Below are 22,498 nucleotides of genomic sequence, written 5' to 3'. Positions count from 1 at the left end.
TTGTACATATATCTCATTATACAATACTTTCCTCACAATTACTTTCTTAGAAAAGGCGGTGGCAGATTGTCATCATTTATAAAAGGAACGATGTGGCTTGCAGGCGCTATTTTCCTTGTAAAAATCCTTGGCTTCGTCAACCGGATGGTCATTGCCCGGTTAATTGGCGAAGAAGGCGTCGGCTTGTATATGGCTGTATTTCCAGCTTTTATATTAACAATTACAGCCGTTCAGTTCGGACTGCCGGTGGCTGTTACACGAAGCGTTGCCGCTGCAGAAAATGATGCACAGCGAAAGCATATTTTCTGCACATCGCTTTTTATTACCCTTTCACTGGCAGCCGTTTTAACACCTTTATTTTGTTTGCTGGCACCCTATCTTGCTGAAAACTTATTTCATGATAAACGGGCAGTCCTGCCGCTTTATGCCATAGCACCGTCAATTCCAATTATCGCCATTTCATCTATTGTGCGCGGCTATTTTCAAGGAAAGATGAATATGAAGCCAGCTGCTCTCTCACAGCTGATTGAGCAGATCGTCCGAATTGGCTTGATTATCGTATCAGGGAGGCTTCTTCTGCCTTATGGAATCGAGTATGCTGCAGCAGGTGCCATGGCAGCTGCTTCAGCTGGAGAGCTGATTTCCCTCCTTTATCTTCTCGGCTCCTTTCGTTCGGAGTGGCGGAAAGTCCGGAAGTATCCCGGCAGGCGGACAAGCCGGCCTCTTTTTGGCGAATTGGCGGAAACGGCTCTTCCTGCTGTTGGAAGCCGGCTGATTGGGTCGGGCGCCTGGTTTTTAGAACCGATTGTCGTCGTGAAGAGCCTGGCCATTGCAGGGCTTGCTTCGAATGAAGCGATGAAAGAATACGGGGTGTTGACAGGTTACGCGCTGCCGCTCATGTTCCTGCCGTCTTTTTTAACGGTTGCTCTTTCCTCTTCACTCGTTCCGGATATTAGCGAGTCTTTCAGTAAAAAAAGATTCAGCAACGTTGCCTGGCGGGTAAATGAATCTATCCGCTTTTGCTTGTTTTCAGGCGGATTCGCTACGATTATTCTGTTTTTGTTTGCAGAGCCTTTTATGCTGGTGATGTATCATACCCAAAAAGGAGCCGATTTAATTCAGGTTATGGCACCCTTTTTTCTTCTTTATTACTGCCAGGGACCGCTCCAGGCTGTTCTTCAAGCACTTAACTTGTCACGTGCTGCCATGCTGAACAGCTTTTATGGTGCTGTGGTAAAACTTCTCGTCATCTTTCTTTTATCAAGCCAGCCTGTGTTTGGTATTCGCGGAACAGCTATTGCCATAGCGGCCGGCATCGTGATTGTTACACTTCTTCACACAGCGTCTATGCTAAAAGCCGTACCGTTTTCCCTTCAATATGGCTTATACGCAAAAATTGGTTTGCTGCTTCTCTTTACCTTTTTCAGCGCCCAGGCGTTTCTTCCCTTTCTTAAAGAGAGTACCTTCCTTTATGTAGGAGGTGGAATGGCCGGCTGCCTGCTCGTTTATGTGGCTGGTGCTGTTGTACTTGGTATCTTTAAAAAAGACGACTTGTCCACGCTACTTTTTTGGCGCACATAAAAAAAGCCCGGATTCTTATCCGGGCTTTTGCATGTTAGGCATTCGTTTTGTTTACTACATCACGTACCGCAGAGCGGTCAAATGTTAAACGTGTACCATCGCCGACTACAATGGTGATCGTTGTTTCGTCGGTTGATTCAATCATACCGTGAAGACCGCCAATTGTAACGATCTTGTCTCCTTTTTGCAAATTGTTCTGCATTTCCATCACCGTGCGCTGACGCTTTCGCTGCGGGCGGATCAATAGGAAATAAAACAGTGCAAACATAATAATCAAAGGGAGAAACTGAGCTAATGCTTCCATTCGTATTCTTCACTCCTTTCCAAAAAACAAACAACGTCAAAAGTTTTTTGCATCCGGACGATTGAACCCGTATTGCTCAAAGAACTCCTCGCGGAAATCACCAAGCCGGTCCTCTCGGATCGCTTGACGTACGTTTTCCATTAATTTTATCAGAAAATGTAGGTTATGGTAAGTCGTAAGTCTAATTCCAAATGTTTCATTACAGTGAAGCAAGTGGCGGACATACGCACGAGAATAATTTTTACATGCATAGCAGCTGCAATTTGGATCAAGCGGCCCAAAATCACGGGCATACTTGGCGTTTTTCACAACAAGTCTTCCTTCACTTGTCATCAAGGTGCCGTTGCGGGCAATGCGTGTCGGCAGTACGCAGTCGAACATGTCGATTCCGCGTATCGCTCCATCAATTAACGAGTCTGGCGATCCTACCCCCATTAAATAGCGCGGCTTGTCTGCCGGCAAATGAGGCGTCGTAAACTCAAGTACACGATTCATGACATCTTTTGGCTCGCCGACCGATAAGCCGCCAATGGCATAACCCGGGAAGTCAAGCGACACGAGATCACGAGCGCTTTGTTTACGAAGATCTTCATACTCACCGCCCTGTACAATACCAAACAGCCCCTGATCCTGCGGCCGTTGGTGTGCAGTAAGGCAGCGTTCCGCCCAGCGGGATGTGCGCTCTACAGATTTTTTCATATATTCATACTCTGCCGGATACGGCGGGCACTCGTCAAATGCCATCATAATATCAGAGCCGAGCGCATTTTGAATCTCCATCGCTTTTTCTGGAGATAAAAACAATTTGTCGCCATTAATGTGATTACGGAAATGAACGCCTTCTTCTTCGATTTTCCGGAATTCACTTAACGAAAATACCTGGAACCCACCAGAATCCGTTAAAATAGCGCCATCCCAATTCATGAATTTATGGAGGCCTCCTGCCTCCTTCACAATATCATGCCCAGGGCGGAGCCACAGGTGGTACGTATTGCTGAGCAAAATGTTCGCGCCCATCGCCTTAATATCTTCCGGCGCCATTGTTTTAACCGTGGCAAGCGTTCCAACCGGCATAAAAACCGGCGTCTCGAAGCTGCCATGCGGCGTATGTACACGGCCAAGACGCGCTCCTGTTTGTTTACATGTTTTAATGTGTTCATATTTAATGGCTGTCATTCGTTTTGTCACCTTTCACATCGATAATAAGCATCGCATCTCCAAAACTGAAAAAGCGGTATTTTTCCTTTACGGCTTCTTCATAAGCTGCGAGGACACGCTGCTGTCCGGCCAGGGCACTGATTAACATAATGAGCGTAGACTTTGGCAGGTGAAAATTCGTAATCATGCCGTCAATCGCCCGGAATTCAAATCCCGGATAAATAAAAATATCGGTCCAGCCGCTTGATTGTTTCACTTCACCGTGTTCGCGCGCAGCCGTTTCAAGCGTACGAACCGAAGTTGTTCCGACCGCAATAACCCGGCCGCCTGCTCGTTTTGTTTCGCGAATCGCTTCTTCCGTTTCGGCAGAAATGGTATAGTACTCCGCATGCATGTCATGGTCTTCGATTGAATCAACCGAAACCGGTCGGAATGTCCCAAGACCGACATGGAGCGTAATAAACTCGATTCGCACGCCTTTTTCTTTTAACTCGGCTAAAAGCGGCTCAGTAAAATGAAGACCCGCCGTCGGTGCAGCTGCAGAGCCGCGCTCTTTTGCATATACGGTCTGATAGCGGTCCCGTTCTTCAAGCTGTTCTTTAATATACGGAGGGAGCGGCATTTCACCAAGCTCGTCAAGCACTTCATAAAAGATTCCTTCGTATTCAAAGCGAAGCATCCGTCCGCCCTGCTCTTTTTCTCCTACACAGACCGCTTTCAGTTTACCATCTCCGAATAAGATGACACTGCCTTCTTTAATACGCTTGGCCGGCTTCACCAACGTTTCCCATACATCCGTTTCATCCTGCTTCAAAAGAAGCACTTCGATATTAGCGCCTGTTTCTTCTTTGACGCCATGCAGACGAGCCGGCAGCACTTTTGTGTCATTTAACACAAGTAAGTCGCCCGGCTGTAAATAGTTTGTGACATTTTGGAACGTTTCATGAGTGACGCTTCCCGTGCCCTTATCGAGCACCATCAAACGACTCTTAGCCCGCTCTTTCAGCGGTGTCTGTGCAATTAACTCTTCAGGAAGCTCAAAATCAAAATCTTCTACTTTCATTTCTTACACCTCTAATTTATCTCCATTTTCCAATTACATAAAAAAGAAGCGACAGCACAATGCTTGCCACGATCGATGTTACAATCGGAAAATAAAAGGTTGCGTTTTCTTTTTTAATCACAATATCGCCCGGCAGCCGGCCGAGCTTTCCAAATTGGACAAGAAGCCCAATGAGGAATAAAACGGCCCCGGCTGCCATCAGCATTTTGCCCATACCTGTCATAATGCAGGCATCTCCATTCCAAAATGCTCGTAAGCCGCCGGCAGGGCGATTCTTCCACGCGGCGTCCGCTGCAGAAAACCAATTTGCAATAAATAAGGTTCATATACATCTTCTATTGTAGCAGATTCTTCACCAATGCTGGCAGCCAGAGTATCAAGCCCTACCGGACCGCCTTTAAAACGGCTTAATATCGTGTTAAGCAATTTATGGTCAATATGATCAAGGCCAAGGCGGTCGACCTGCAGAAGCTCAAGCGCTTCGTTCGCTTTTTCGATCGTAATGTGCCCTTCTCCACGGACTTCCGCATAATCGCGCACCCTTTTTAATAATCGATTGGCAATACGGGGTGTACCGCGTGAGCGGCGCGCCAGCTCACCGGCTCCTTCTGCATCAATTGAAGTGCCAAGTATATCTGCCGTCCGCATGACTACTTCCTTGAGCTGATCAGGCGTATAGTACTCTAACCGGGAGTGAACGCCAAACCGGTCGCGAAGCGGCGCAGAAAGTGCCCCGGCCCTTGTGGTTGCGCCAATAAGCGTAAACGGAGGCAGGTCAAGCCGCACTGACCTTGCTTCCGGCCCTTTTCCAATTACAATATCAAGACAGAAGTCTTCCATTGCCGGATAAAGGACTTCTTCAATCGAGCGTGGCAGCCGGTGAATCTCATCGATAAACAGCACATCGCCCGGGGCGAGGGCTGTTAATACTGCGGCCAAGTCTCCTGGACGTTCAATGGCCGGACCGGATGTTGTCCGGAATCCGGACCCCATTTCATTGGCAATGACCGCTGCCATCGTTGTTTTGCCAAGTCCGGGAGGCCCATACAGAAGCACGTGATCCAGTGTTTCTTCCCGTTTCAATGCTGCTTCAATAAAAATAGACAAGTTTTGTTTAACTTGTTCCTGTCCAATATATTGACGTAACGTTTGCGGCCGGAGCGACTGCTCTTCAAATCGTTCTTCTGCTCCGGCTCCGCCTGATAATACCCGCTGATCTTCCAATCCAGTCCCTCCTTCTTATCCAAGCAGCAGCTGCAGTCCTTTTCGAATGTACTCATCAGTAGACGTAGCTGCTTCTTTCTCGAGCCGGCCCGTAATGCGCTTGATTTCCCGCGCTGAATAGCCCAGCGCCTCAAGCGCAAGCAGCGCTTCATCAAGCGCAGCATTCCCCGATGAAGCAGGTTCCGGCTGTTTTGGAGCAAATAAACCGGTTAAAGAATCCGATACCACGTGATCCAGTTTTCCTTTTAAATCTAAAATCATTTGGCGCGCCGTTTTTTTGCCGATCCCCGGGAATTTCACCAAATAGGGCTCATCTTCGCGTTCGATTGCACTGACAACATGTGATGGTGTTCCAGAAGCCAGAACCGCCAGTGCTCCTTTTGGACCAATGCCGGACACACTAATCAGCTTTTCAAACAGCCTTTTTTCTTCCATCGTTGCAAATCCAAACAGAATATGAGCATCCTCACGAACATGCTGGTACAAATAAACCGTTTTTTCCTGCTGCTCATGTTTTGAAAAAGCAAACGGGTTCGGTGTAAGCACCCGGTAGCCGATGCCATTGTTTTCAACAACAATATACTCAGGCCCTACAAATGTAATAAATCCTTTAATATACTCGTACAAATTCCTGTCTCCTTTATACGCTTGTTCATTGTATCATATCATATCAGCGCTAAAAAAGAAACATTTGTTCCCTGAATATTCAGTCACCTTTAAAAAACTCATCAACTGCTACAACAAGTGCTCCCATTCGCTCATGTTCCGGTGCTACCACCCGGGTGACGCCATATTCGCTTAGCGTTCCAGTTGTAACCCTGCCAATCGAGCCAGCAACCGCTTTTTCATTAAAAGCCTGCGCCAGCTGCCCGGCCAGCCCCTGTTTTTCCGCTTCTTTAAATAAAACACGCACTTGCGGCGTCGCCGTAAATAAAACAGCATCGATGTCACCGTCAATGATTTCATGGACCAGTTTCGTAACTACTTCAGGATATGGAACCGTCGTTTCGTACGGCATAATGCATGTTAAATCTGCTCCTTTTTCTGCAAACCCCTGCTCAAGAGCCGGCACCCGCTCTCCATGAAGCTGCAAGAACACGCGCTGTCCAGCTAAATCCACTCCTTCAAGCGCCCCAAGCAGGCCGGCGTTTGTGCCGTCACCATCAATAATTTCCGGAGCTAACCCATGTTTTTTTAACTCCTGCACAGTTTTGTAGCCGCGCGTTGCAATTCGGGAAGTCGCTACCGCTTTTTGAAGCGGCTCGCTCAGGCCAAGCGAGGCAGCTGCTTCAAAAAGAGCCGCTGTTCCGACACCCGTTGTGAAAACACTCCAATCTGTTCCGCTTGCGATTACAGCTTCAAGAATTCCCTGCATATCCTCCGGCTTACATTTTATTGTTTCCTGAAGTGGCCGTTCGTAAGCCGTGCCGCCTTTTTTTTGAACCATCATGCTCATTTCTGCCATTTTCCGTGAGCCAGTAATGGCAATTTTTTTTTCATGCAAGTTTCCCATTTTATCTCTCCGTTTCTCTTTTCTTTTAATACTATCCGTTTCCCAGGCTTTTTTCCATAGAAAAAGGCGGTTCAACCTCGGTTGAACCGCCCTAGTTTCTTATTTAACTGGCTTTTTCAAAACAGCAAGAAGGAGAGCTGTTACAGCTGCGCCTACCAGGACTGCTACCAGGTAAAGAAGCGGGTTGCCTTGTACAACAGGGAAAACGAAGATTCCGCCGTGCGGTGCAGGCAATTTAACGCCAAAAATCATTGTCAGCGCACCGGCTACTGCTGAACCAGCTACTGCCGCTGGAATGACGCGTGCCGGATCTTTTGCAGCGAACGGAATCGCTCCTTCCGTGATAAAAGAAAGACCCATAATGTAATTTGTTTTACCCGCATCGCGTTCTTGTACAGTAAAACGATTTTTAAAGAATGTTGTCGCAAGCGCGATACCAAGCGGCGGAACCATACCACCTGCCATAACCGCTGCGTGCGGTGCAAAGTTGCCGGCATCAATCATGGCAATACCGAATGTGAAAGCGGCTTTGTTAATCGGACCACCCATATCAACAGCCATCATACCGCCAAGAATCACACCAAGAAGAACGAGGTTGCTTGTTCCCATGCCGCCAAGGGCATCTACAAGCCATTGGTTCAGGGCACTTACAGGACCATTAATCACATAAACCATTGCCATACCGGTAATAAAGATACCGAATAGCGGGTACAACAGAACTGGCTTAATTCCATCTAATGCCTGAGGAAGGCCAGCAAAGACTTTTTTCAACAATACAACTGCATAACCAGCAAGGAAACCGGCGATTAAACCACCAAGGAAACCGGAGCCGCCATTTGCAGCCAGCATACCACCAACTAAACCAGGAGCAAGGCCAGGACGATCCGCAATACTCATCGCAATGAATCCAGCAAGAATCGGAATCATAAGAGCAAACGCACTGCCGCCGCCGATATCCATTAATGCTTTTGCAAACGGATTGTATGTTGGATCATCAGGATTTACTGCATTAATACCAAAGAAGAATGAAATCGCGATTAAAATACCGCCGCCGACTACAAGTGGAAGCATGGCGGATACACCGCTCATTAAGTGCTTGTAGAATGCGTTGCCAGCTGAAGAATCGCTTTTCGATGAAGACGCTGTAGCACCACCGCCGCCCTGGAATACAGGTGCATCCTGCTTTACGGCACGGTCAAGCAGTCCATCCGGGTTGCGAATCCCTTGTGCCACTGGCACTTGAATCACATGCTTGCCTTTAAAGCGCTCCATTTCTACCTGCTTGTCCGCTGCGACGATAATGGCTGACGCTTTCGCAATTTCATCGGCTGTAAGCGCGTTTTTCACGCCGCTTGAACCGTTTGTTTCCACTTTAAAGTTTAAGCCTTTTTCTTTCGCTTTTGCTTTCAGTGAGTCTGCTGCCATATACGTATGCGCAATCCCTGTCGGGCAGGCTGTTACCGCCAGTACAAGCGGTGCATCCGCCTCAGCAGGAGCAGTTGTTTCTTCTTTTTCTTCTACATTTTCACGCAGGTCAAACGCTTGAATAATTTCGTCTTCATTTTTAGCATTCATTAGCTCATCCCGGAAGCCAGGATCCATTAAAAAGCCGGATAAGCTTGAAAGTGTTTCTAAGTGCGCTTCGTTTGCGCCATCTGGAGCCGCGATCATGAAGAAAAGTGTAGCTGGCTGTCCATCTAATGATTCATAATCAATTCCATTTTTCGCACGGCCAAATGCTACAGCCGGTGTTTTAACAGCTGCTGTTTTCGCATGTGGAATCGCAATGCCTTCTCCAACACCTGTTGTGCTTTGTGCTTCACGGGCTAAAATAGCTTCTTTATAAGCAGCACGGTCGTTTAAACGGCCGGCTTGATCTAGTTTCGCAACCAATTCATCAATAACAGACGCTTTATCCGTTGCAGACAAGTCCATGATGACTGTGTCTTTTTTCAGCAAGTCTGTGATTTTCATACTAATCCCTCCTGCTCTGATTTTACAATCGTCACACGGCTGTACACGTCTTCTACTTCTTCTTTTGTGCACAGATCATCGGAAAACGCTGTTGCGCTTCCTGCAGCAACCGCCCAGCGGAACGCTTCATGGGGCGCTAAACCCGCATCGATTTTAGCCATGAAAGCAGCTACCATGGAGTCACCGGATCCGACTGTGTTTTTCACTGTGCCTTTTGGTGAAGAAGCGAAATAAACGCCTTCTTTATGAACAAGAACAGCACCGTCGCCACCCATAGAAACGATCACGTTTTGGGCGCCTTCATCTACAAGTTTTTTCGCAATAGAAGCGGCTTGTTCTTTTGTTTCTACTTTTGTATCGAACAATTCACCGAGCTCATGATGATTCGGCTTTACGAAAAACGGCTTGTATGGAAGAAGTGCTTTCAGAGCTGCGCCGCTCGTATCCACGACAACCCGTGCCCCTTTTGCTCTTGCCGCATCAATTAATGTTCCTGCATAGTCTGCTGGCAGTGAAGACGGTACACTTCCGCCGATGTGAAGCCAGTCCCGATCCGTTAATTCACTCGTTAGCTGAACCAGCTGCTTTGCATTCTCGTCTGAAATAAGAGGTGATGGACCATTGATTTCTGTTTCGCTGTTTGATTTCAGCTTTACATTAATACGCGTGGCGCCTTCAACAGGTGTAAAGCGGTGAGCTACCCCTTCGCGATCCAGTTCGCTTTTGATAAACTCTCCTGTAAATCCTCCTGCAAAGCCAATCGCGCACGTGTCGCTTTCAAGGCGCTTTAAAACACGCGATACGTTAATTCCTTTTCCTCCGGCATACATATCGGCGCTTTCAGAGCGGTTTAATCCGCCTGCTTGAAATTGATCGACCCGTATCACGTAATCAATGGCCGGGTTTAGTGTGCATGTGTAAATCATGATAGTGCCTCCTTGATGTCCGTTACTTTCTCGAACATCCGTCTTGTTTTCTCCGGGATTTTGCCCGTAATAATGACTGCGTCTTCAAGATTAGCAATATGAGCAAACGTGCTTTCCTGAAACTTCGACGCATCCGCTAAAATAAACGGCTGCTGTGCACGCTTTATTGCCTCTGTTTTCACAGCTGCTTCTTCCGGATCCGGTGTAGTATACCCTGCTTTTAAATGAATCCCGTTTACACCAAGAAATGCTTTGTCAAACCAATATTGCTGAAGGCCGTGCACCGCTCCAGTTCCCGTTAAAGCTTCCGTAGACTTCTTTAACCGGCCGCCGGTTCCGTACGCTTCAATTCCCTGTGCAGCTAAGAGACGCAAATGATCAAAACCGCTCGTGACGGCGACAATGTTTTTCGCTTGAATATATGGAATAAGAGCAAGTGTTGTTGTTCCCGCATCAATAAACACGCAGTCATTGTCTTCAATAAGGGATGCAGCCAGGCGTCCGGCCGCACGCTTTTCTTCTGAGAAACGATTACTTTTTTCACCCATCGATGGTTCAATACGTTTCCTGGATACTTTTGCAGCGCCGCCGTGAACCCGCCTAAGGAGTCCTGATTCTTCCAGATCCGTCAAATCGCGGCGGATGGTAGATTCTGACGCCCCTGTTGCTTCCGTTAGTTCTTGAATCTTAACCACTTCTTTTTCTTTTAAAAGATTTAAAATCGTGGCGTGGCGTTCTTCTGTCAGCACTGGCTGCATCCCTCCTTTGTTTTTGTTACTCTCATTATATAACCGCTTTCATACAAAAACAATCATTTTCAATCATTATTTCTCAAAAACATTCATATTTTGATTATTTGTGACTGATTCACGAAAAAAACGGGCAATTCCCGTACTATTTTATCTGAAAATTATGTGAATATACAAAAACATACTTTTTTCCATCCATACAAAAAAAGACGTGCGAAAGAGCACGTCTTTTCAGTCAACGATGACAGTATGGGCATTTTGGCATCATCATTTCCGGATAATGCATGTTGTCATGATGCTCTTGTTCTTCCTCATCTTCCATCTCTGGCATCAACCCGTAAGGCTGGTGCATATACGGCACTGGGCAAGGCACCGGCACAAAGTAACATGGTATTGGCGGACAAGGCATCATCATCTCGTGTTCAAGCTGTGGCGGTGCGGATGGCATGGATGGCATCTGCGGTACAGATGGCATCGATGGCATAGACTGTATCGGCGGCACAGACGGCATCGATGGTGTTGGTACTGGTTCTGCCGTTGGTGCCGGTACCGGCTCTGTCATCCAGTCTTCCGGCATGGTCAGTTCAGGTTCAGATTTCATGTCTTCTTCCATTCCCTTTGCTTCTTCCATCCCTTTTGTTTCTTCCATTCCCTTCGCTTCTTCCATTCCTTTTGTTTCTTCCATTAAAGGTGGGTATGCAAATGGCTTATTGTTTGCATATGGATGGCTTTTTTCCATTATCGCAGCCGTGTCGGGTAATTTAATTTTCATACCCGGAACGATCATATCCGGATTGGCCAAATGGGCATTTAGTTTTTGTACTTCTTCAAACGTCACTCCATGTTTCTCGGCAATCGACCATAGCGTATCACCGCGCTGCACAATATGGATCTTCATTGTGTCCCTCCTCAATGATCATTCACCCATATTGTATGCGCCCGGTAGGCCGGTGTGCGAAAAAATCAGTATGCTCGTGCCAGCATACGGTCAAGCGACCATTTGGCTTCTTGGGCCGTGCGTACATCCACTTGAATAACGTTTCCGCTCTTTCCTTCTGCAATGGTTTCCAGTGACCAAAGCAGGTGTGGCAGATCAATCCGATTCATGGTGAGGCACGGACACATATTTGGATTTAACGAGATGATTTCTTTGTCCGGATGCTGCGCCATAATCCGTTTGACAAGGTTCATTTCTGTTCCAATAGCCCAGGCTGTACCTGGTTCTGCCTGCTCAATCACATCGATAATATACTTTGTGGAGCCGTTATCATCTGCCAGCGCCACTACTTCTCTACGGCATTCTGGATGAACGATAATCTTCATGTCCGGCCGTGTGCGGCGCAGTTCTTCAATATTAGCGACTGTGAAATTTTCGTGAACCGAGCAGTGTCCCTTCCATAAAATGACCCGGACTTTTTCTATATCTCCTTCATATTCCAATGTATCGGTAATCGGGTTCCAGACCGCCATTTCTTCAAGCGGTACACCAATGTCGAAGGCTGTATTGCGCCCAAGGTGCTGATCCGGCAAAAACAAAATACGCGGCTTTTCCGTAAACGCCCATTCTACCATTGACCTTGCATTGGATGAAGTAACACATGACCCGCCATTGCGTCCGGTAAAAGCTTTTATCGCTGCGGTTGAATTGACATAAGTCAGGGGAATCATCGTGTCACCGAACAACGCCTGAAGGGCTGTCCACGCGCGCTCTGTCTGGTAAATATCAGCCATATCCGCCATGGAGCATCCTGCACGCATATCAGGCAGGTAAACCGTTTGTTTTTCACTTGTTAAAATGTCGGCTGTTTCCGCCATAAAATGAACACCACAAAACACAATATGTTCTGCTTCACGGTTCGCTGCTGAGACCTGTGCAAGTTGAAGAGAATCTCCTACTGCATCCGCGAATTGAATGACTTCGTCTTTTTGATAATGGTGGCCAGGAATAAATAACGATTTGCCCATTTCCTTTTTAATTTCCCGCACCCGTACTTCCATATCCTCCTGCGCCATTTGCCGATATTGATCCGGCAGCATCCCTTTAACCAGTTCAGTTAATGCCATGCAAAACCTCTCCTTTCATTTCTACTCTTGCGCTAATATCAAGTGCTTGAACGGAATGTGTTAATGCGCCAAGCGAAATCCATCCGATTCCCGTTAATGCGTAGTCACGGATTGTTTCAAGCTCAATGCCTCCTGATGCTTCTGTTTCAATATGGGCCGGCACAAGCGGGAGCCATGCTTTGATCTGTTCCGGCGTGCAGTTATCAAACATAATAATATCTGCACCTGCCTGTACAGCTTCTCTGAGCTGTTCCTCCGATTCAATTTCCACTTCAATTTTGATGGTGTGTCCGCATGCCTGCTTCGCTTTTCTAACAGCCTGCTTAATTCCGCCTGCAAATGCAATATGGTTATCTTTCAGCATAATGGCATCATAGAGCCCGTTGCGGTGATTGAATGCACCGCCTGTCCGAACTGCATACTTTTCAAGCATACGAAGGCCGGGAACCGTTTTTCTTGTATCACATATTCTCGCCCTTGTTCCTTCTGTTTCTTTTACCGCGGCCGCCGCAGCTGTGGCAATCCCGCTCATTCGCTGAACCAAATTTAAAATGACCCGCTCTCCTGCTAAAAGCGATCGATACGGCCCTGTAATTCTTGCAAGGCATTCTCCTTTTTTCACCTGGTCGCCGTCCTGTTTCAGTACACTTGTTGAAATGGTTTCATCTACAAGCCGGAATCCCCGTTCAATCACAGCTCTTCCGCAAAAAATACCGGCTTCTTTTGCCCAAAAAGAAAACGTCCCTGCTTCGTGTTCACTAAAAATGCTCTCCCCTGTCAGGTCGCGATCCCCTATATCCTCAATAAAAAAAGCTTTCAGCATATCGTCCAGTTTCATGCCATTCATGTTCTTCACTCCTTGTATACAGCCATTTATTTTGAAAGGTAATCCATGTTTTTGCCCATTGCTCATTTTTTTCCGGGTAATCAGCCCGAATATGGGCGCCGCGTGACTCAGTACGTTTTAACGCGGCGGAAACAATCAAATAAGCGGTTATATGCATAAAGAAACGCTCGATTTTCTCGATCGGCCAGCCGCTGATATCCCCTTTTTGTGTTCCTGCCTGCTTTAAGCAGTCTTCGAGTTCTTGAAGTGTTTTCTTTGTCCGGATAATACCGGCTCCCTCCATCATAGCCTCCTGAAGCTCTTCTTTTTGTAAAAGCGGCGGAGGGGAAGGCGGCATCACCGGCTCCGGTCCATAAACGCTTCTTTTCTCTTCTTCGTCGTGAAGCACCGCTTCAACAAAACGTTTTCCGAAGGCAAGGCCTTCAAGAAGAGAATTGCTTGCTAAACGGTTTGCCCCATGCACACCTGTACAGGCTGTTTCTCCAATCGCATACAGCCCTTTTACGCTTGTACGGCCGCATATGTCTGTTTTTACGCCGCCCATTAAAAAGTGGCTTCCAGGTGCAACAGGGATGCGTCCTTTTGTAACGTCTACACCGTGCCGGCGGCATAACGCGGCAATAGACGGGAAACGGCGGTCAAACTCTTCGATCATCGAGATATCCAAAAAAACATCTCTTCCCTGCTGCCGGGCTTTGTAAATCTCAAAAGCTGTTACATGACGGGGTGCTAAATCTTCGAGCGGATGTATATCCTTCATTATTTTGCAGCCCTGCTCATCGACCAGTATAGCCCCCGCTCCCCTGACCGCTTCTGAAACGAGTCCTTTCGTTTCGCCATTTATAAATAAAAGAGTCGGATGAAATTGCATAAATTCCATATCGGTTACTGCGGCTCCAGCCCGGCAGGCCAAAGCAATCCCGTCACCCGTAATCGTCTCCTGGTTAGAGGTAAACGAATAAAGAGCACCGGCCCCGCCCGTTGCCAGCACAATATGGTCTGCATCATAGTGATACAAATCCCCTTGACTGGATTTTGTTTTAACACCCGTGCAGATACCGTCATAAACGATGAGTTCAATCGCCATTTCTCCTTCACGGATCGTGACCTGCTCTGGCAGGTGTGCGATTAAATGCTCAATTGTCCACTTCCCGGTTGCATCGCCGCCCGCATGAATAATCCGGCTTGTGCTGTGTGCTCCTTCTAAACCGAATGAGAGACTTCCATCTGCTTGCCGATCGGCCGGAAACCCTTCCCTTAATAAGCTGTTTACTTCACGTGCTCCTTTTACAACCAGCTCTCTGACGGCTTCTTTATTGTGATGGTATTCACCCGCCGCGAGAGTATCTTGTATGTGAGATTCATTTGTATCAGATAAAGACAAAACGGCTGCAATACCGCCTTGTGCATAGTAAGAGTTGCTTTGCCGAATCGTCGTCTTTGTGATAACAATCACATTCATATGCAGCGCTAAATGTCTAGCGGCCTGCAGCGCCGCAATCCCGGAGCCGATAATGACCGCCTGTGGCATTTTTTTCATTGCCCACCCTCACTTTACAGTTGTCTTGACACCTATCTTTACATAAAATAAAAAGAAAGACAAGCTTTAATTTTTTGCTCAGAAAGCAGGGATAATATGTATTTTGATTATGCAGCCACCTCCCCAATGAAAAAGGAGGCACTCGATATATATATAGAAGCAGCAAGTCGTTTTTGGGGAAACAGTTCCAGTCCGCATGATGAAGGAACACGCGCTTCCCTCCTGCTTGAACGAAGCCGGGCTCTTATTGCTGAGCGGGCTGGTGTGCAAAAAGAGGGGATTTACTTTACAGGCAGCGGAACGGAAGGGAATTTGCTGGCCATTCTCTCTTTAGCGCGAAGCAGCGGAAAAAAACATATCATCACCTCTATGGCAGAGCATACATCTGTGCATTCTGCGATGTCCGTTCTGCAATCAGAAGGGTTTTCTGTGACGAAGCTGCCGATGACCAGGGAAGGAATTGTTGCTGCAGAATCGGTAAAAGCATCGCTCACCCCCCAAACCGGGCTCATTTCCATTCAGCATATTAATCCGGAAATCGGTACGATTCAGCCGGTGGAAGAACTGGCTGTAGCGGCAAAGAAGCGAGGGATTTTTTTTCATACAGACTGTGTTCAATCGTTTGGCAAAATGCCTCTTCATTCCATTCACGCCGACGCCATGACTTTTTCAGCCCACAAAGTCGGCGGCCCAAAAGGCTGCGGGGCAATTTATCTGTCTCCGTTTCATGCGTTAAAGCCTGTGTTTCCCGGTTTAACGCATGAAAAAGGCGTCCGCGGCGGTACAGTGGATACACCGGCTGTTGCAGCTTTTGCAGAAGCTGCCCAAACGAATTCATCTCTTGAGAGGCTTTCCTCCCTGCGCCGTCTGCTGAAGAAGGAGCTGAAGGACTCTTCGATTCGGTGGATTGAAGGGCCAGACAGCAAGCAGTACCCGGGTGTAATTGGTATGTGTATTCCCGGCGTGGAAGGGCAGCTGGTGATGCTCGCTTTAAATGCCCGGAATATGTATATCTCAACCGGGAGTGCTTGTGACGCTTCTTCTGCATCAGGCATGAAAGCAGCACTTGCGATGGGAATGTCCATGGAAGAAGCACGGCAGTTTTTCCGCGTTTCCTTTGGTTCCGAGACGACAGAAGACGAAGTCCGGCAGCTCGGACAGGCACTTATTCATGTTGCAAAACAAGCGGTTGTGCTATGATTACCGGTGGAGGGATTGCATCATGATAGATAAAAGAAAACTGATCGGCGAAAATCGGCGTGAGCAGATTTTGCACTGGCTTCAATCAAGCCAGAATCCGCTGACCGGGAGTGAGCTGGCCGAACGGGCACAAGTGAGCCGTCAGGTTGTAGTCGGAGATATTACGCTGCTTAAAGCCCGCGGCATTCCAATTGTGGCGACAAGCCAAGGGTATGTATATATGGATTCACCTAAGAGCGGACAAGTGGAACGGATCGTTGCCTGCTCGCATCCGCCCGGTCAAACAAAAGAAGAGCTTCTTCTCCTCGTAGACCTTGGTGTTCTTGTTAAAGACGTTAAAATTGAACATCCGGTTTATGGTGATTTAACCGCGTCCATTATGGTATCAAATCGAAAAGAAGCAATGCAGTTTTTGGATAAAATCAATCAAACAGGTGCGGCTTACTTGTCTGAGCTGACAGAAGGCGCTCATTTGCATACATTGTCCGCCAAAGAAGCCGCGGTGCTTGATGAAGCCGAGCAGGCTTTGCGTGAAGCCGGATTTTTGCTTCAATAAAATAAAAAAGAAGCCCGTTTTGAAACAGGCTTCTTTTTTATGCTTTTTCTGCGGCTTGTCCTACTTCATAGCCGTAATAACTTCCGAGCACCTGCACCTTGCATCCGAGTGCTTCCATCTCAGCGAAAGCGCCCGGCACTAACACATCGTCAATGCGCTGTGCAACATCAATAATGAAAAAGTAATTGCCCAGACCTGTTTTAAGAGGGCGAGACTCAATTTTCGCAAGGTTCAGATTTCGCCAGGCGAACGTTGCCAATACTTGATGAAGCGTCCCCGGCCGGTCTGTCGGCAGCGTAACAACAATGGTTGTTTTACCGCCTGTTTTAGGAAGTGAAAACGATAACTCTTCGTGTGTTTTAGATAAAACAAGAAAACGAGTATGATTAAACGCAAAATCATGAATATCTGCTTTTGCTGTATACAGGCCATATTCTCTTGCTGAAAGTGAATTGGCTATGGCTGCAATGCATTCTTCCGGATGCTCACTTACATATTTCGCTGCGGCCGCCGTCGAAGTCATTTGCTGCGACGGAACGCCATAAAAGTAACGGTGCAAAAATTTGTGGCATTGCGCAATGGCATGCGGATGCGACAAAACTCTTTTAGCCTCTGTCCATTTTTGGGCGTTGTCCGGATGAACAAGCAGGTGCTGCTGAATCGGAGCCGTTAGTTCGCCGACAATGGTTAAATCCGCTTCATGAAACAAATGATCGATGGTCATATTGACTGTACCTTCTAAGGCGTTTTCAATCGGTACAACAGCCAGATCTGCTTTTCCTTCAATAACATAGTCCATGCATTCCGGGATAGTCACACATGGAATCCGCCCATCATTCGGGAATGCTTCTGATACTGCAATATCAGTGAATGTAGCCGCGGGACCTAAAAAAGCAATTTTCCTCAAAACAGTTCACTCCAGTCTTCTCTTCAAACAACTTATGCGCCCGAACCGAGCACTTCTACTGTATCAACAAATTCCAATTTTTTTAATTGAGATAATAGCTCGTCCAGCCCGGTAATCATACCGGTCACATTCAAGGACAGCGTCACGTTTGCGCGTCCCTGCAGCGGAATCGTCTGGTGAATCGTCAACACGTTTCCGCCGCAGCTCGCGACAACGGCCAGCAGTTCAGATAAGGTACCCGACCGGTCTTCCAGGTGAAAAAATAAAGTAATGATCCGCTCTTTGACAACGGTGTGAAACGGAAACACCGTGTCGCGGTATTTATAAAAAGCACTGCGGCTCAAATCCACTTGTTGAACCGCGTCCCAGACAGAGTCTGCTCGTTTCCGTTCGATTAATTCTTTTGCATCAAGCGTTTTTTTCATCGCTTCCGGAAGTACATCTTCGCGGACAAGATAAAATTTTTCATTCTGTTCTTTCTTCCCCATGTCGCTCCCCCTCAAAACCGCCGGCTGCAGCTTTTAATCGACAAATTCAAATTCGTAATCAAGCAGACGGACGATGTCGCCGTTTTCAGCACCCCGTTCACGCAGCGCTTCATCTACCCCCATTGAGCGCAGCTGGCGGGCAAAGCGTTGAACGGATGGTTCCCGCGAGAAGTCCGTCATTTTAAACAATTTTTCAATTTTGCTGCCTGTCAGCTCAAACGCTCCATCCGGACCGCGTGTAATCACAAACTCAGCGGCCTGCTTGTCATGGCGGTACATCACCCGGTTTACAGACAAATCTTCTTCCTCGTGCTCAAGCGGGAATTCAGGCGTCTCTTCCACTTTATCGGCAATAGCAAACAGCAAGTCGCGCAGCCCGCTGCGTGTCAGCGCAGAAATTGGGAAAATAACCGCATCTTCTCCTACTTTTTCCTTGAACTCTTTTAAATTTTCTTCTGCTTCCGGCATATCCATTTTATTGGCTACAATAATTTCCGGACGCTCTGTCAGCCGAAGATTATATTCTTTAAGCTCATTGTTAATGGTTACGTAATCCTCATACGGATCACGGCCTTCCATCGCAGACATGTCAAGTACGTGAACAATGACGCGCGTCCGCTCGATATGACGCAGGAATTGATGGCCAAGCCCGGTTCCTTCATGCGCACCTTCAATTAATCCTGGCAGATCCGCCATAACAAAACTGCGGCCGTCTTCGGTCTCAACCATGCCGAGATTTGGAACGAGCGTTGTAAAGTGGTAGGCCGCGATTTTGGGCTTAGCCGCCGTTACAACTGAAAGAAGAGTGGATTTACCCACACTCGGAAAACCGACAAGTCCTACATCTGCCAAAAGCTTTAATTCTAACGTAACATTACGCTCGATGCCCGGCTCCCCGTTTTCAGAGATTTCCGGTGCCGGATTAGCCGGTGTCGCAAAGCGGCTGTTTCCACGGCCGCCGCGGCCGCCGCGTGCAATAATGGCCTGCTGTCCATGTTCTACCAGATCCGCAATTACTTCTCCCGTTTCATCATCTGTTACGACTGTGCCCGGCGGAACCTTGATAATCATATCTTTTGAATTACGGCCGTGCATGTTTTTGCTCATGCCGTGCTCGCCGCGCGGCGCTTTGAAATGGCGCTGGTAACGGAAGTCCATTAATGTGCGGAGTCCTTCTTCCACTTCAAACACTACATTCGCGCCGTTTCCGCCATCGCCGCCGGCCGGGCCGCCGTTCGGTACGTATTTTTCACGGCGGAATGCGACCATTCCGTTTCCTCCGTCGCCGCCTTTAACATATATTTTAACCTGATCTACAAACATATTGTCTGTTCCTCCTAAAATGTCACTTCCATTAGTATATCCCCGGAATCCGTTTCCCACACAGCACTTTTAAGCTCAAGACTATGCGCAAATTCCTTTATTTTCTTCAGAAGCAGCGGCCGGTTAGCCACTTCTCCCATCCATTCCATCTCTGCAGCAAGAGACCCCTCTTTTTCAGATAAATGAACAAACAGCTCGTGCTCGTTAAATTCTTTTACATGCTGCTCCAGCAGCGAAAATAACCGATTAAAGAAACGGCACGCTTTTTGGTCGTCCGCCGTGCCGGCTGCAACGGATTCATCCAGTTCATATTCAAGCCGGAATAAGTGCTGCGACCAGTTAAACGTCATAAACAGCTCCGCCATCCCCGGCATGCCAAGATTACACAGCCTCGACTCCTGTACAGCCTTTAAAATGATATGATCTGTAGCTCGGGCTGCGGCATCAATGTTATTAAGAGAAAGATACCCTTTGACAATTTGTATATCATTCATCCAGTCATGACGCGCATGACGAAGCGTTTTTAACAACGTCCATTTTTCATTTTCCACTTGGCTGATCACACCCCCCGCTCGTTCCAACGTTCACACATTCTTTTTTAGTATAGCAGAAAAATGTCCCAATTGAACGGGAAAACCTCAAAGCCTGCACACAAAAAAATAGAGGCGCTCCGAAAGGTTGACTTTCAGAACGCCTCCATTCGTTCATCCAATTATTGAGCAGCAGGATAAACACTTACTTTTTTACGATCGCGTCCAACGCGCTCGAAACGAACGATACCGTCTGTTTTCGCAAACAATGTATCATCGCCGCCACGGCCAACGTTTTCACCTGGGTGAATTTTTGTGCCGCGTTGACGGTAAAGGATTGAACCACCTGTAACGAATTGACCGTCAGCACGTTTAGCGCCAAGGCGTTTTGCTTCAGAGTCACGTCCGTTCTTTGTAGAACCTACCCCTTTTTTGGATGCGAAAAATTGAAGATCCAATTTCAACAACATGTGATTTCACCTCCTATAGAAAATTTATCTTAATATACTGTCCGTGCCCTTCTTCAATCGTCTGCAGTGAAACGACCATGCCTTCGAGCAGAAGCTGAATCTGGCTGCGCTTGTCTTCAGGCAGTCCGTCCGGCACCTTGCAGTAAAGCAGGCCGCCATCTTCCCCCAGTTCAATATGAGGTGTAATACCGGTCAATGCCTGTACTGCATTAATGGCGCCGAACGAAACAGCTGATGCGCCAGCGCATACAAGATCTTTGCCGCTTTCATCAAAGCCGGCATGTCCTTTCATCGTAAATGACTGAATGAGCCCGGCCTCGTTTTTGTTCACATCTACATAGATCATTGCATCATCGCCTTATGCGTTGATTTTTTCAATGACTACTTTCGTGTAAGGCTGACGGTGTCCTTGCTTTCTGCGGTAGTTTTTCTTCGCTTTGAATTTGAAAACGATGATTTTCTTCGCGCGTCCTTGCTTTTCAACCTTCGCCGTTACAGTTGCGCCTTCTACGACTGGGCTGCCGACTTTCACGTCGTTGCCACCAACGAAAAGAACTTTATCAAAAGTGACAGTGTCACCATCTTGTGCGTTCAATTTTTCGATGTAGATTGCTTGACCTTCTTCAACTTTAACCTGCTTGCCGCCTGTTTCAATAATTGCGTACATTTCTGCACCTCCCTGTTTACTCAGACTCGCCACTTGACAGGTGATCGATCGATACTTAAAACCTGCTGTGCGCGGTTGTAGCACGGGTGCTACAAACAATAACATATGAATTCTATCATCTTTTAAAAGAAGTGTCAATCTATATTTTCATCAACTTCCCGGATGTATTTTTTTCCCGCAAAAAAGGATTGAAGTAATTGCTCTTCTGTCATATCCCTGCCGCCTTTCACATTAAGCGTGTGCGTCCGGTTCCGTTTAAACCTTCTGACCGTGTAAAGCAGGCGGTCTGATTTCAATACAGGCAGATCAAGCAGGCGCAGTGAAACCGGCTCATAATAGCGGGCCGTTAAAAATCGGATAAACATTACTTCTTTTTCTTTCCACATAACAAGAAGCTGGACGGCCACGTAGGAAGCCGTTAAAACGAGCTGGACGTAAAAGGGAAGAAGAACAATAGCTGCCCCCATCAGCAAAGCAAGCGATGCAAATGAAAAAAAGATCGACTGCTTGTACGCTTTGTAGTAAGGGTGAAGTGTACATAAAAGGAGCTGAACCATTTTTCCCCCGTCAAGCGGCAGGACCGGAAGCAGATTAAACAAAAAAATAAAAGCATTTAATTGAAACAGCAATTGCGACACATCTGCGCTGATCCAGCCGGCTTTTTGCATAAGTGTGCTTGCCGCAAGCATGGGGACATGCATAAAAGGACCAGAGATGACAACGAGCCATTCTTCGACAAGCGGCCGCCCTGCATGCTCATCTGTTTCAAGTTTTCCGCCAAATGGCAGAAACTCCATTTTGATGATGCGCCAGCCTGCTGCTTTAGCAGCAGCAGCATGCCCCATTTCGTGGACAAACAAAATGAGGGCGACACAAAGCCCTTCTAAAAAAAGACCTGTAGCAGCAGCAACAGCCCCAAACAGCCAGGTGATTGGATGAATGCAGACCTTATTCATTTACATTCACTTTTCTGGAAGAAAGAACCTGGCCGTTTTTTCGTTCGATGAATTCAACGGATTTTCCAGAAGCGGCTCCAACCGGCTCTCCTTGTTTAATGCGTTCAAAAAGACGATACGAATGAGGACGCAGTCCCTTCACCTCCATTTCTGAACCATCTTCCTGCTGAATGACGATATTTTCAGCGCCAACCCGTACCACTACGCCGTTTTGTTCCGCGGCGAGCAGGCTGTTTGTGCTGGCAACGAAAGTCTGCCTGTCATTTGTTTGATGCATAGCCGGCAATAAAGGACCGAACTGTTCCTCATATGCGGCCGAAAAAACGGCAAACGAAAAGTCACGGGTAAAGATGGTTTGCACAAAGGAGGTATGCTGATTAACATACACGGCCGCAAATAAGCAAACAGAAACGAGGACTTTCTTGATCATCAGAATCCCTCCCGCCTGCTTATGTATA

At 47.3% G+C, this 22,498-nt stretch carries 25 protein-coding genes, 1 pseudogene and 1 other annotated feature; of the genes and pseudogenes, 3 read left to right on the top strand and 23 right to left on the bottom strand.

The genetic code is table 11. The features are described from left to right. The first annotated feature begins 90 nt into the window (after positions 1–90). Positions 91–1,581, top strand: coding sequence for a stage V sporulation protein B (spoVB, locus tag L2D08_RS08635; protein WP_242233487.1), 1,491 nt, complete (start codon positions 91–93; stop codon positions 1,579–1,581). A gap of 34 nt (positions 1,582–1,615) precedes the next feature. On the opposite strand, the gene yajC is transcribed toward spoVB, so the two are convergent. From yajC to nadB, 14 genes and pseudogenes are all read right to left on the bottom strand, one after another. Beyond that, on the bottom strand, positions 1,616–1,885 hold the full coding sequence (gene yajC / locus L2D08_RS08630) for a preprotein translocase subunit YajC (RefSeq protein ID WP_242233355.1): 270 nt from the start codon (positions 1,883–1,885) through the stop codon (positions 1,616–1,618). Positions 1,886–1,921: 36 nt separating this feature from the next. Beyond that, positions 1,922–3,061 (bottom strand): tRNA guanosine(34) transglycosylase Tgt, encoded by a 1,140-nt coding sequence (tgt, locus tag L2D08_RS08625; RefSeq protein WP_242233354.1) that lies wholly within the window; start codon positions 3,059–3,061, stop codon positions 1,922–1,924. Beyond that, entirely contained in the window at positions 3,048–4,106 is a 1,059-nt protein-coding gene (gene queA / locus L2D08_RS08620) for a tRNA preQ1(34) S-adenosylmethionine ribosyltransferase-isomerase QueA (RefSeq protein ID WP_242233353.1), read from the bottom strand. Before queA ends, tgt begins: the two co-directional genes overlap by 14 nt. A 16-nt stretch (positions 4,107–4,122) precedes the next feature. After that, positions 4,123–4,329, bottom strand: a complete 207-nt coding sequence (locus L2D08_RS08615) for a DUF2905 domain-containing protein (protein ID WP_242233352.1) — start codon at positions 4,327–4,329, stop codon at positions 4,123–4,125. Beyond that, positions 4,326–5,330 (bottom strand): Holliday junction branch migration DNA helicase RuvB, encoded by a 1,005-nt coding sequence (gene ruvB, locus L2D08_RS08610; RefSeq protein WP_242233351.1) that lies wholly within the window; start codon positions 5,328–5,330, stop codon positions 4,326–4,328. The genes L2D08_RS08615 and ruvB overlap by 4 nt, the downstream gene beginning before the upstream one ends. A 15-nt stretch (positions 5,331–5,345) precedes the next feature. Then, complete coding sequence (ruvA, locus tag L2D08_RS08605; RefSeq protein WP_242233350.1) at positions 5,346–5,957, bottom strand: Holliday junction branch migration protein RuvA; 612 nt, start codon at positions 5,955–5,957, stop codon at positions 5,346–5,348. Between the two features lie 79 nt (positions 5,958–6,036). Further along, entirely contained in the window at positions 6,037–6,843 is an 807-nt protein-coding gene (locus L2D08_RS08600) for a uroporphyrinogen-III synthase (RefSeq protein ID WP_242233349.1), read from the bottom strand. 99 nt (positions 6,844–6,942) lie between these two features. Continuing rightward, positions 6,943–8,817: a PTS fructose transporter subunit IIABC gene (locus L2D08_RS08595; protein WP_242233348.1), complete on the bottom strand. Its 1,875-nt coding sequence runs from the start codon at positions 8,815–8,817 to the stop codon at positions 6,943–6,945. Continuing rightward, entirely contained in the window at positions 8,814–9,743 is a 930-nt protein-coding gene (gene pfkB, locus L2D08_RS08590) for a 1-phosphofructokinase (RefSeq protein WP_242233347.1), read from the bottom strand. Before pfkB ends, L2D08_RS08595 begins: the two co-directional genes overlap by 4 nt. Then, the gene (locus L2D08_RS08585; RefSeq protein WP_242233346.1) at positions 9,740–10,492 is read right to left on the bottom strand and encodes a DeoR/GlpR family DNA-binding transcription regulator; all 753 of its coding nucleotides are present in this window, start codon (positions 10,490–10,492) and stop codon (positions 9,740–9,742) included. Before L2D08_RS08585 ends, pfkB begins: the two co-directional genes overlap by 4 nt. A 760-nt stretch (positions 10,493–11,252) precedes the next feature. Beyond that, positions 11,253–11,390: pseudogene (locus L2D08_RS24670) on the bottom strand (LysM peptidoglycan-binding domain-containing protein); the annotation flags it as partial. A gap of 65 nt (positions 11,391–11,455) precedes the next feature. Beyond that, on the bottom strand, positions 11,456–12,556 hold the full coding sequence (gene nadA / locus L2D08_RS08575; RefSeq protein WP_242233344.1) for a quinolinate synthase NadA: 1,101 nt from the start codon (positions 12,554–12,556) through the stop codon (positions 11,456–11,458). Further along, positions 12,543–13,403 (bottom strand): carboxylating nicotinate-nucleotide diphosphorylase, encoded by an 861-nt coding sequence (gene nadC, locus L2D08_RS08570; protein WP_242233343.1) that lies wholly within the window; start codon positions 13,401–13,403, stop codon positions 12,543–12,545. Before nadC ends, nadA begins: the two co-directional genes overlap by 14 nt. Next, positions 13,357–14,943 carry an L-aspartate oxidase gene (gene nadB, locus L2D08_RS08565; protein ID WP_242233342.1) on the bottom strand — a complete coding sequence of 529 codons (1,587 nt, stop codon included), beginning with the start codon at positions 14,941–14,943 and terminating at the stop codon, positions 13,357–13,359. Before nadB ends, nadC begins: the two co-directional genes overlap by 47 nt. Positions 14,944–15,039: 96 nt before the next feature. On the opposite strand from nadB, the gene L2D08_RS08560 reads away from it, so the two are divergent. Both L2D08_RS08560 and L2D08_RS08555 read left to right on the top strand, forming a co-directional pair. Further along, positions 15,040–16,143: an IscS subfamily cysteine desulfurase gene (locus L2D08_RS08560; RefSeq protein WP_242233341.1), complete on the top strand. Its 1,104-nt coding sequence runs from the start codon at positions 15,040–15,042 to the stop codon at positions 16,141–16,143. Between the two features lie 22 nt (positions 16,144–16,165). Next, positions 16,166–16,699, top strand: coding sequence for a transcription repressor NadR (locus tag L2D08_RS08555; protein ID WP_242233340.1), 534 nt, complete (start codon positions 16,166–16,168; stop codon positions 16,697–16,699). 37 nt (positions 16,700–16,736) lie between these two features. On the opposite strand, the gene pheA is transcribed toward L2D08_RS08555, so the two are convergent. From pheA to L2D08_RS08510, 9 genes are all read right to left on the bottom strand, one after another. Further along, complete coding sequence (gene pheA, locus L2D08_RS08550; protein WP_242233339.1) at positions 16,737–17,606, bottom strand: prephenate dehydratase; 870 nt, start codon at positions 17,604–17,606, stop codon at positions 16,737–16,739. Positions 17,607–17,638: 32 nt separating this feature from the next. Further along, positions 17,639–18,094 (bottom strand): ACT domain-containing protein, encoded by a 456-nt coding sequence (locus L2D08_RS08545; RefSeq protein ID WP_050181236.1) that lies wholly within the window; start codon positions 18,092–18,094, stop codon positions 17,639–17,641. A 33-nt stretch (positions 18,095–18,127) separates the two neighbouring features. Next, positions 18,128–19,417 carry a GTPase ObgE gene (gene obgE / locus L2D08_RS08540; protein ID WP_242233338.1) on the bottom strand — a complete coding sequence of 430 codons (1,290 nt, stop codon included), beginning with the start codon at positions 19,415–19,417 and terminating at the stop codon, positions 18,128–18,130. Positions 19,418–19,431: 14 nt separating this feature from the next. Continuing rightward, complete coding sequence (locus tag L2D08_RS08535; protein WP_242233337.1) at positions 19,432–19,998, bottom strand: Spo0B C-terminal domain-containing protein; 567 nt, start codon at positions 19,996–19,998, stop codon at positions 19,432–19,434. A 131-nt stretch (positions 19,999–20,129) separates the two neighbouring features. Then, positions 20,130–20,414 (bottom strand): 50S ribosomal protein L27, encoded by a 285-nt coding sequence (rpmA, locus tag L2D08_RS08530; protein WP_242233486.1) that lies wholly within the window; start codon positions 20,412–20,414, stop codon positions 20,130–20,132. A 16-nt stretch (positions 20,415–20,430) separates the two neighbouring features. Beyond that, positions 20,431–20,763, bottom strand: a complete 333-nt coding sequence (locus L2D08_RS08525) for a ribosomal-processing cysteine protease Prp (protein WP_242233336.1) — start codon at positions 20,761–20,763, stop codon at positions 20,431–20,433. A 12-nt stretch (positions 20,764–20,775) separates the two neighbouring features. After that, the gene (gene rplU, locus L2D08_RS08520) at positions 20,776–21,084 is read right to left on the bottom strand and encodes a 50S ribosomal protein L21 (protein ID WP_242233335.1); all 309 of its coding nucleotides are present in this window, start codon (positions 21,082–21,084) and stop codon (positions 20,776–20,778) included. 12 nt (positions 21,085–21,096) lie between these two features. Further along, positions 21,097–21,171: a sequence feature (ribosomal protein L21 leader region), on the bottom strand. Between the two features lie 47 nt (positions 21,172–21,218). Then, positions 21,219–22,040 carry a site-2 protease family protein gene (locus L2D08_RS08515; RefSeq protein ID WP_242233334.1) on the bottom strand — a complete coding sequence of 274 codons (822 nt, stop codon included), beginning with the start codon at positions 22,038–22,040 and terminating at the stop codon, positions 21,219–21,221. Further along, entirely contained in the window at positions 22,033–22,470 is a 438-nt protein-coding gene (locus L2D08_RS08510) for a hypothetical protein (protein ID WP_242233333.1), read from the bottom strand. The genes L2D08_RS08515 and L2D08_RS08510 overlap by 8 nt, the downstream gene beginning before the upstream one ends. Positions 22,471–22,498 lie beyond the last annotated feature (28 nt).

Origin of the sequence: Domibacillus sp. PGB-M46 (assembly GCF_022668875.1) — a bacterium.
In the GTDB taxonomy this organism is placed as follows: Bacteria; Bacillota; Bacilli; order Bacillales; family Domibacillaceae; genus Domibacillus.
The sequence above is the reverse complement of the archived record's forward strand: the minus strand, read 5'-3'. Positions and strand labels throughout refer to the sequence as shown.

Coding starts and splice junctions, on each gene's coding strand:
- tgt (WP_242233354.1), bottom strand. CDS start 3,061: ATGACAGCCATTAAATATGAACACATTAAAACATGTAAACAAACAGGA.
- obgE (WP_242233338.1), bottom strand. CDS start 19,417: ATGTTTGTAGATCAGGTTAAAATATATGTTAAAGGCGGCGACGGAGGA.
- L2D08_RS08595 (WP_242233348.1), bottom strand. CDS start 8,817: ATGAAAATCACAGACTTGCTGAAAAAAGACACAGTCATCATGGACTTG.
- L2D08_RS08510 (WP_242233333.1), bottom strand. CDS start 22,470: ATGATCAAGAAAGTCCTCGTTTCTGTTTGCTTATTTGCGGCCGTGTAT.
- L2D08_RS08600 (WP_242233349.1), bottom strand. CDS start 6,843: ATGGGAAACTTGCATGAAAAAAAAATTGCCATTACTGGCTCACGGAAA.
- L2D08_RS08555 (WP_242233340.1), top strand. CDS start 16,166: ATGATAGATAAAAGAAAACTGATCGGCGAAAATCGGCGTGAGCAGATT.
- L2D08_RS08615 (WP_242233352.1), bottom strand. CDS start 4,329: ATGACAGGTATGGGCAAAATGCTGATGGCAGCCGGGGCCGTTTTATTC.
- spoVB (WP_242233487.1), top strand. CDS start 91: ATGTGGCTTGCAGGCGCTATTTTCCTTGTAAAAATCCTTGGCTTCGTC.
- L2D08_RS08545 (WP_050181236.1), bottom strand. CDS start 18,094: ATGGGGAAGAAAGAACAGAATGAAAAATTTTATCTTGTCCGCGAAGAT.
- L2D08_RS08525 (WP_242233336.1), bottom strand. CDS start 20,763: ATGATCTATGTAGATGTGAACAAAAACGAGGCCGGGCTCATTCAGTCA.
- queA (WP_242233353.1), bottom strand. CDS start 4,106: ATGAAAGTAGAAGATTTTGATTTTGAGCTTCCTGAAGAGTTAATTGCA.
- L2D08_RS08560 (WP_242233341.1), top strand. CDS start 15,040: ATGTATTTTGATTATGCAGCCACCTCCCCAATGAAAAAGGAGGCACTC.
- nadA (WP_242233344.1), bottom strand. CDS start 12,556: ATGGCATTAACTGAACTGGTTAAAGGGATGCTGCCGGATCAATATCGG.
- nadB (WP_242233342.1), bottom strand. CDS start 14,943: ATGAAAAAAATGCCACAGGCGGTCATTATCGGCTCCGGGATTGCGGCG.
- nadC (WP_242233343.1), bottom strand. CDS start 13,403: ATGAATGGCATGAAACTGGACGATATGCTGAAAGCTTTTTTTATTGAG.
- rplU (WP_242233335.1), bottom strand. CDS start 21,084: ATGTACGCAATTATTGAAACAGGCGGCAAGCAGGTTAAAGTTGAAGAA.
- pfkB (WP_242233347.1), bottom strand. CDS start 9,743: ATGATTTACACATGCACACTAAACCCGGCCATTGATTACGTGATACGG.
- L2D08_RS08515 (WP_242233334.1), bottom strand. CDS start 22,040: ATGAATAAGGTCTGCATTCATCCAATCACCTGGCTGTTTGGGGCTGTT.
- yajC (WP_242233355.1), bottom strand. CDS start 1,885: ATGGAAGCATTAGCTCAGTTTCTCCCTTTGATTATTATGTTTGCACTG.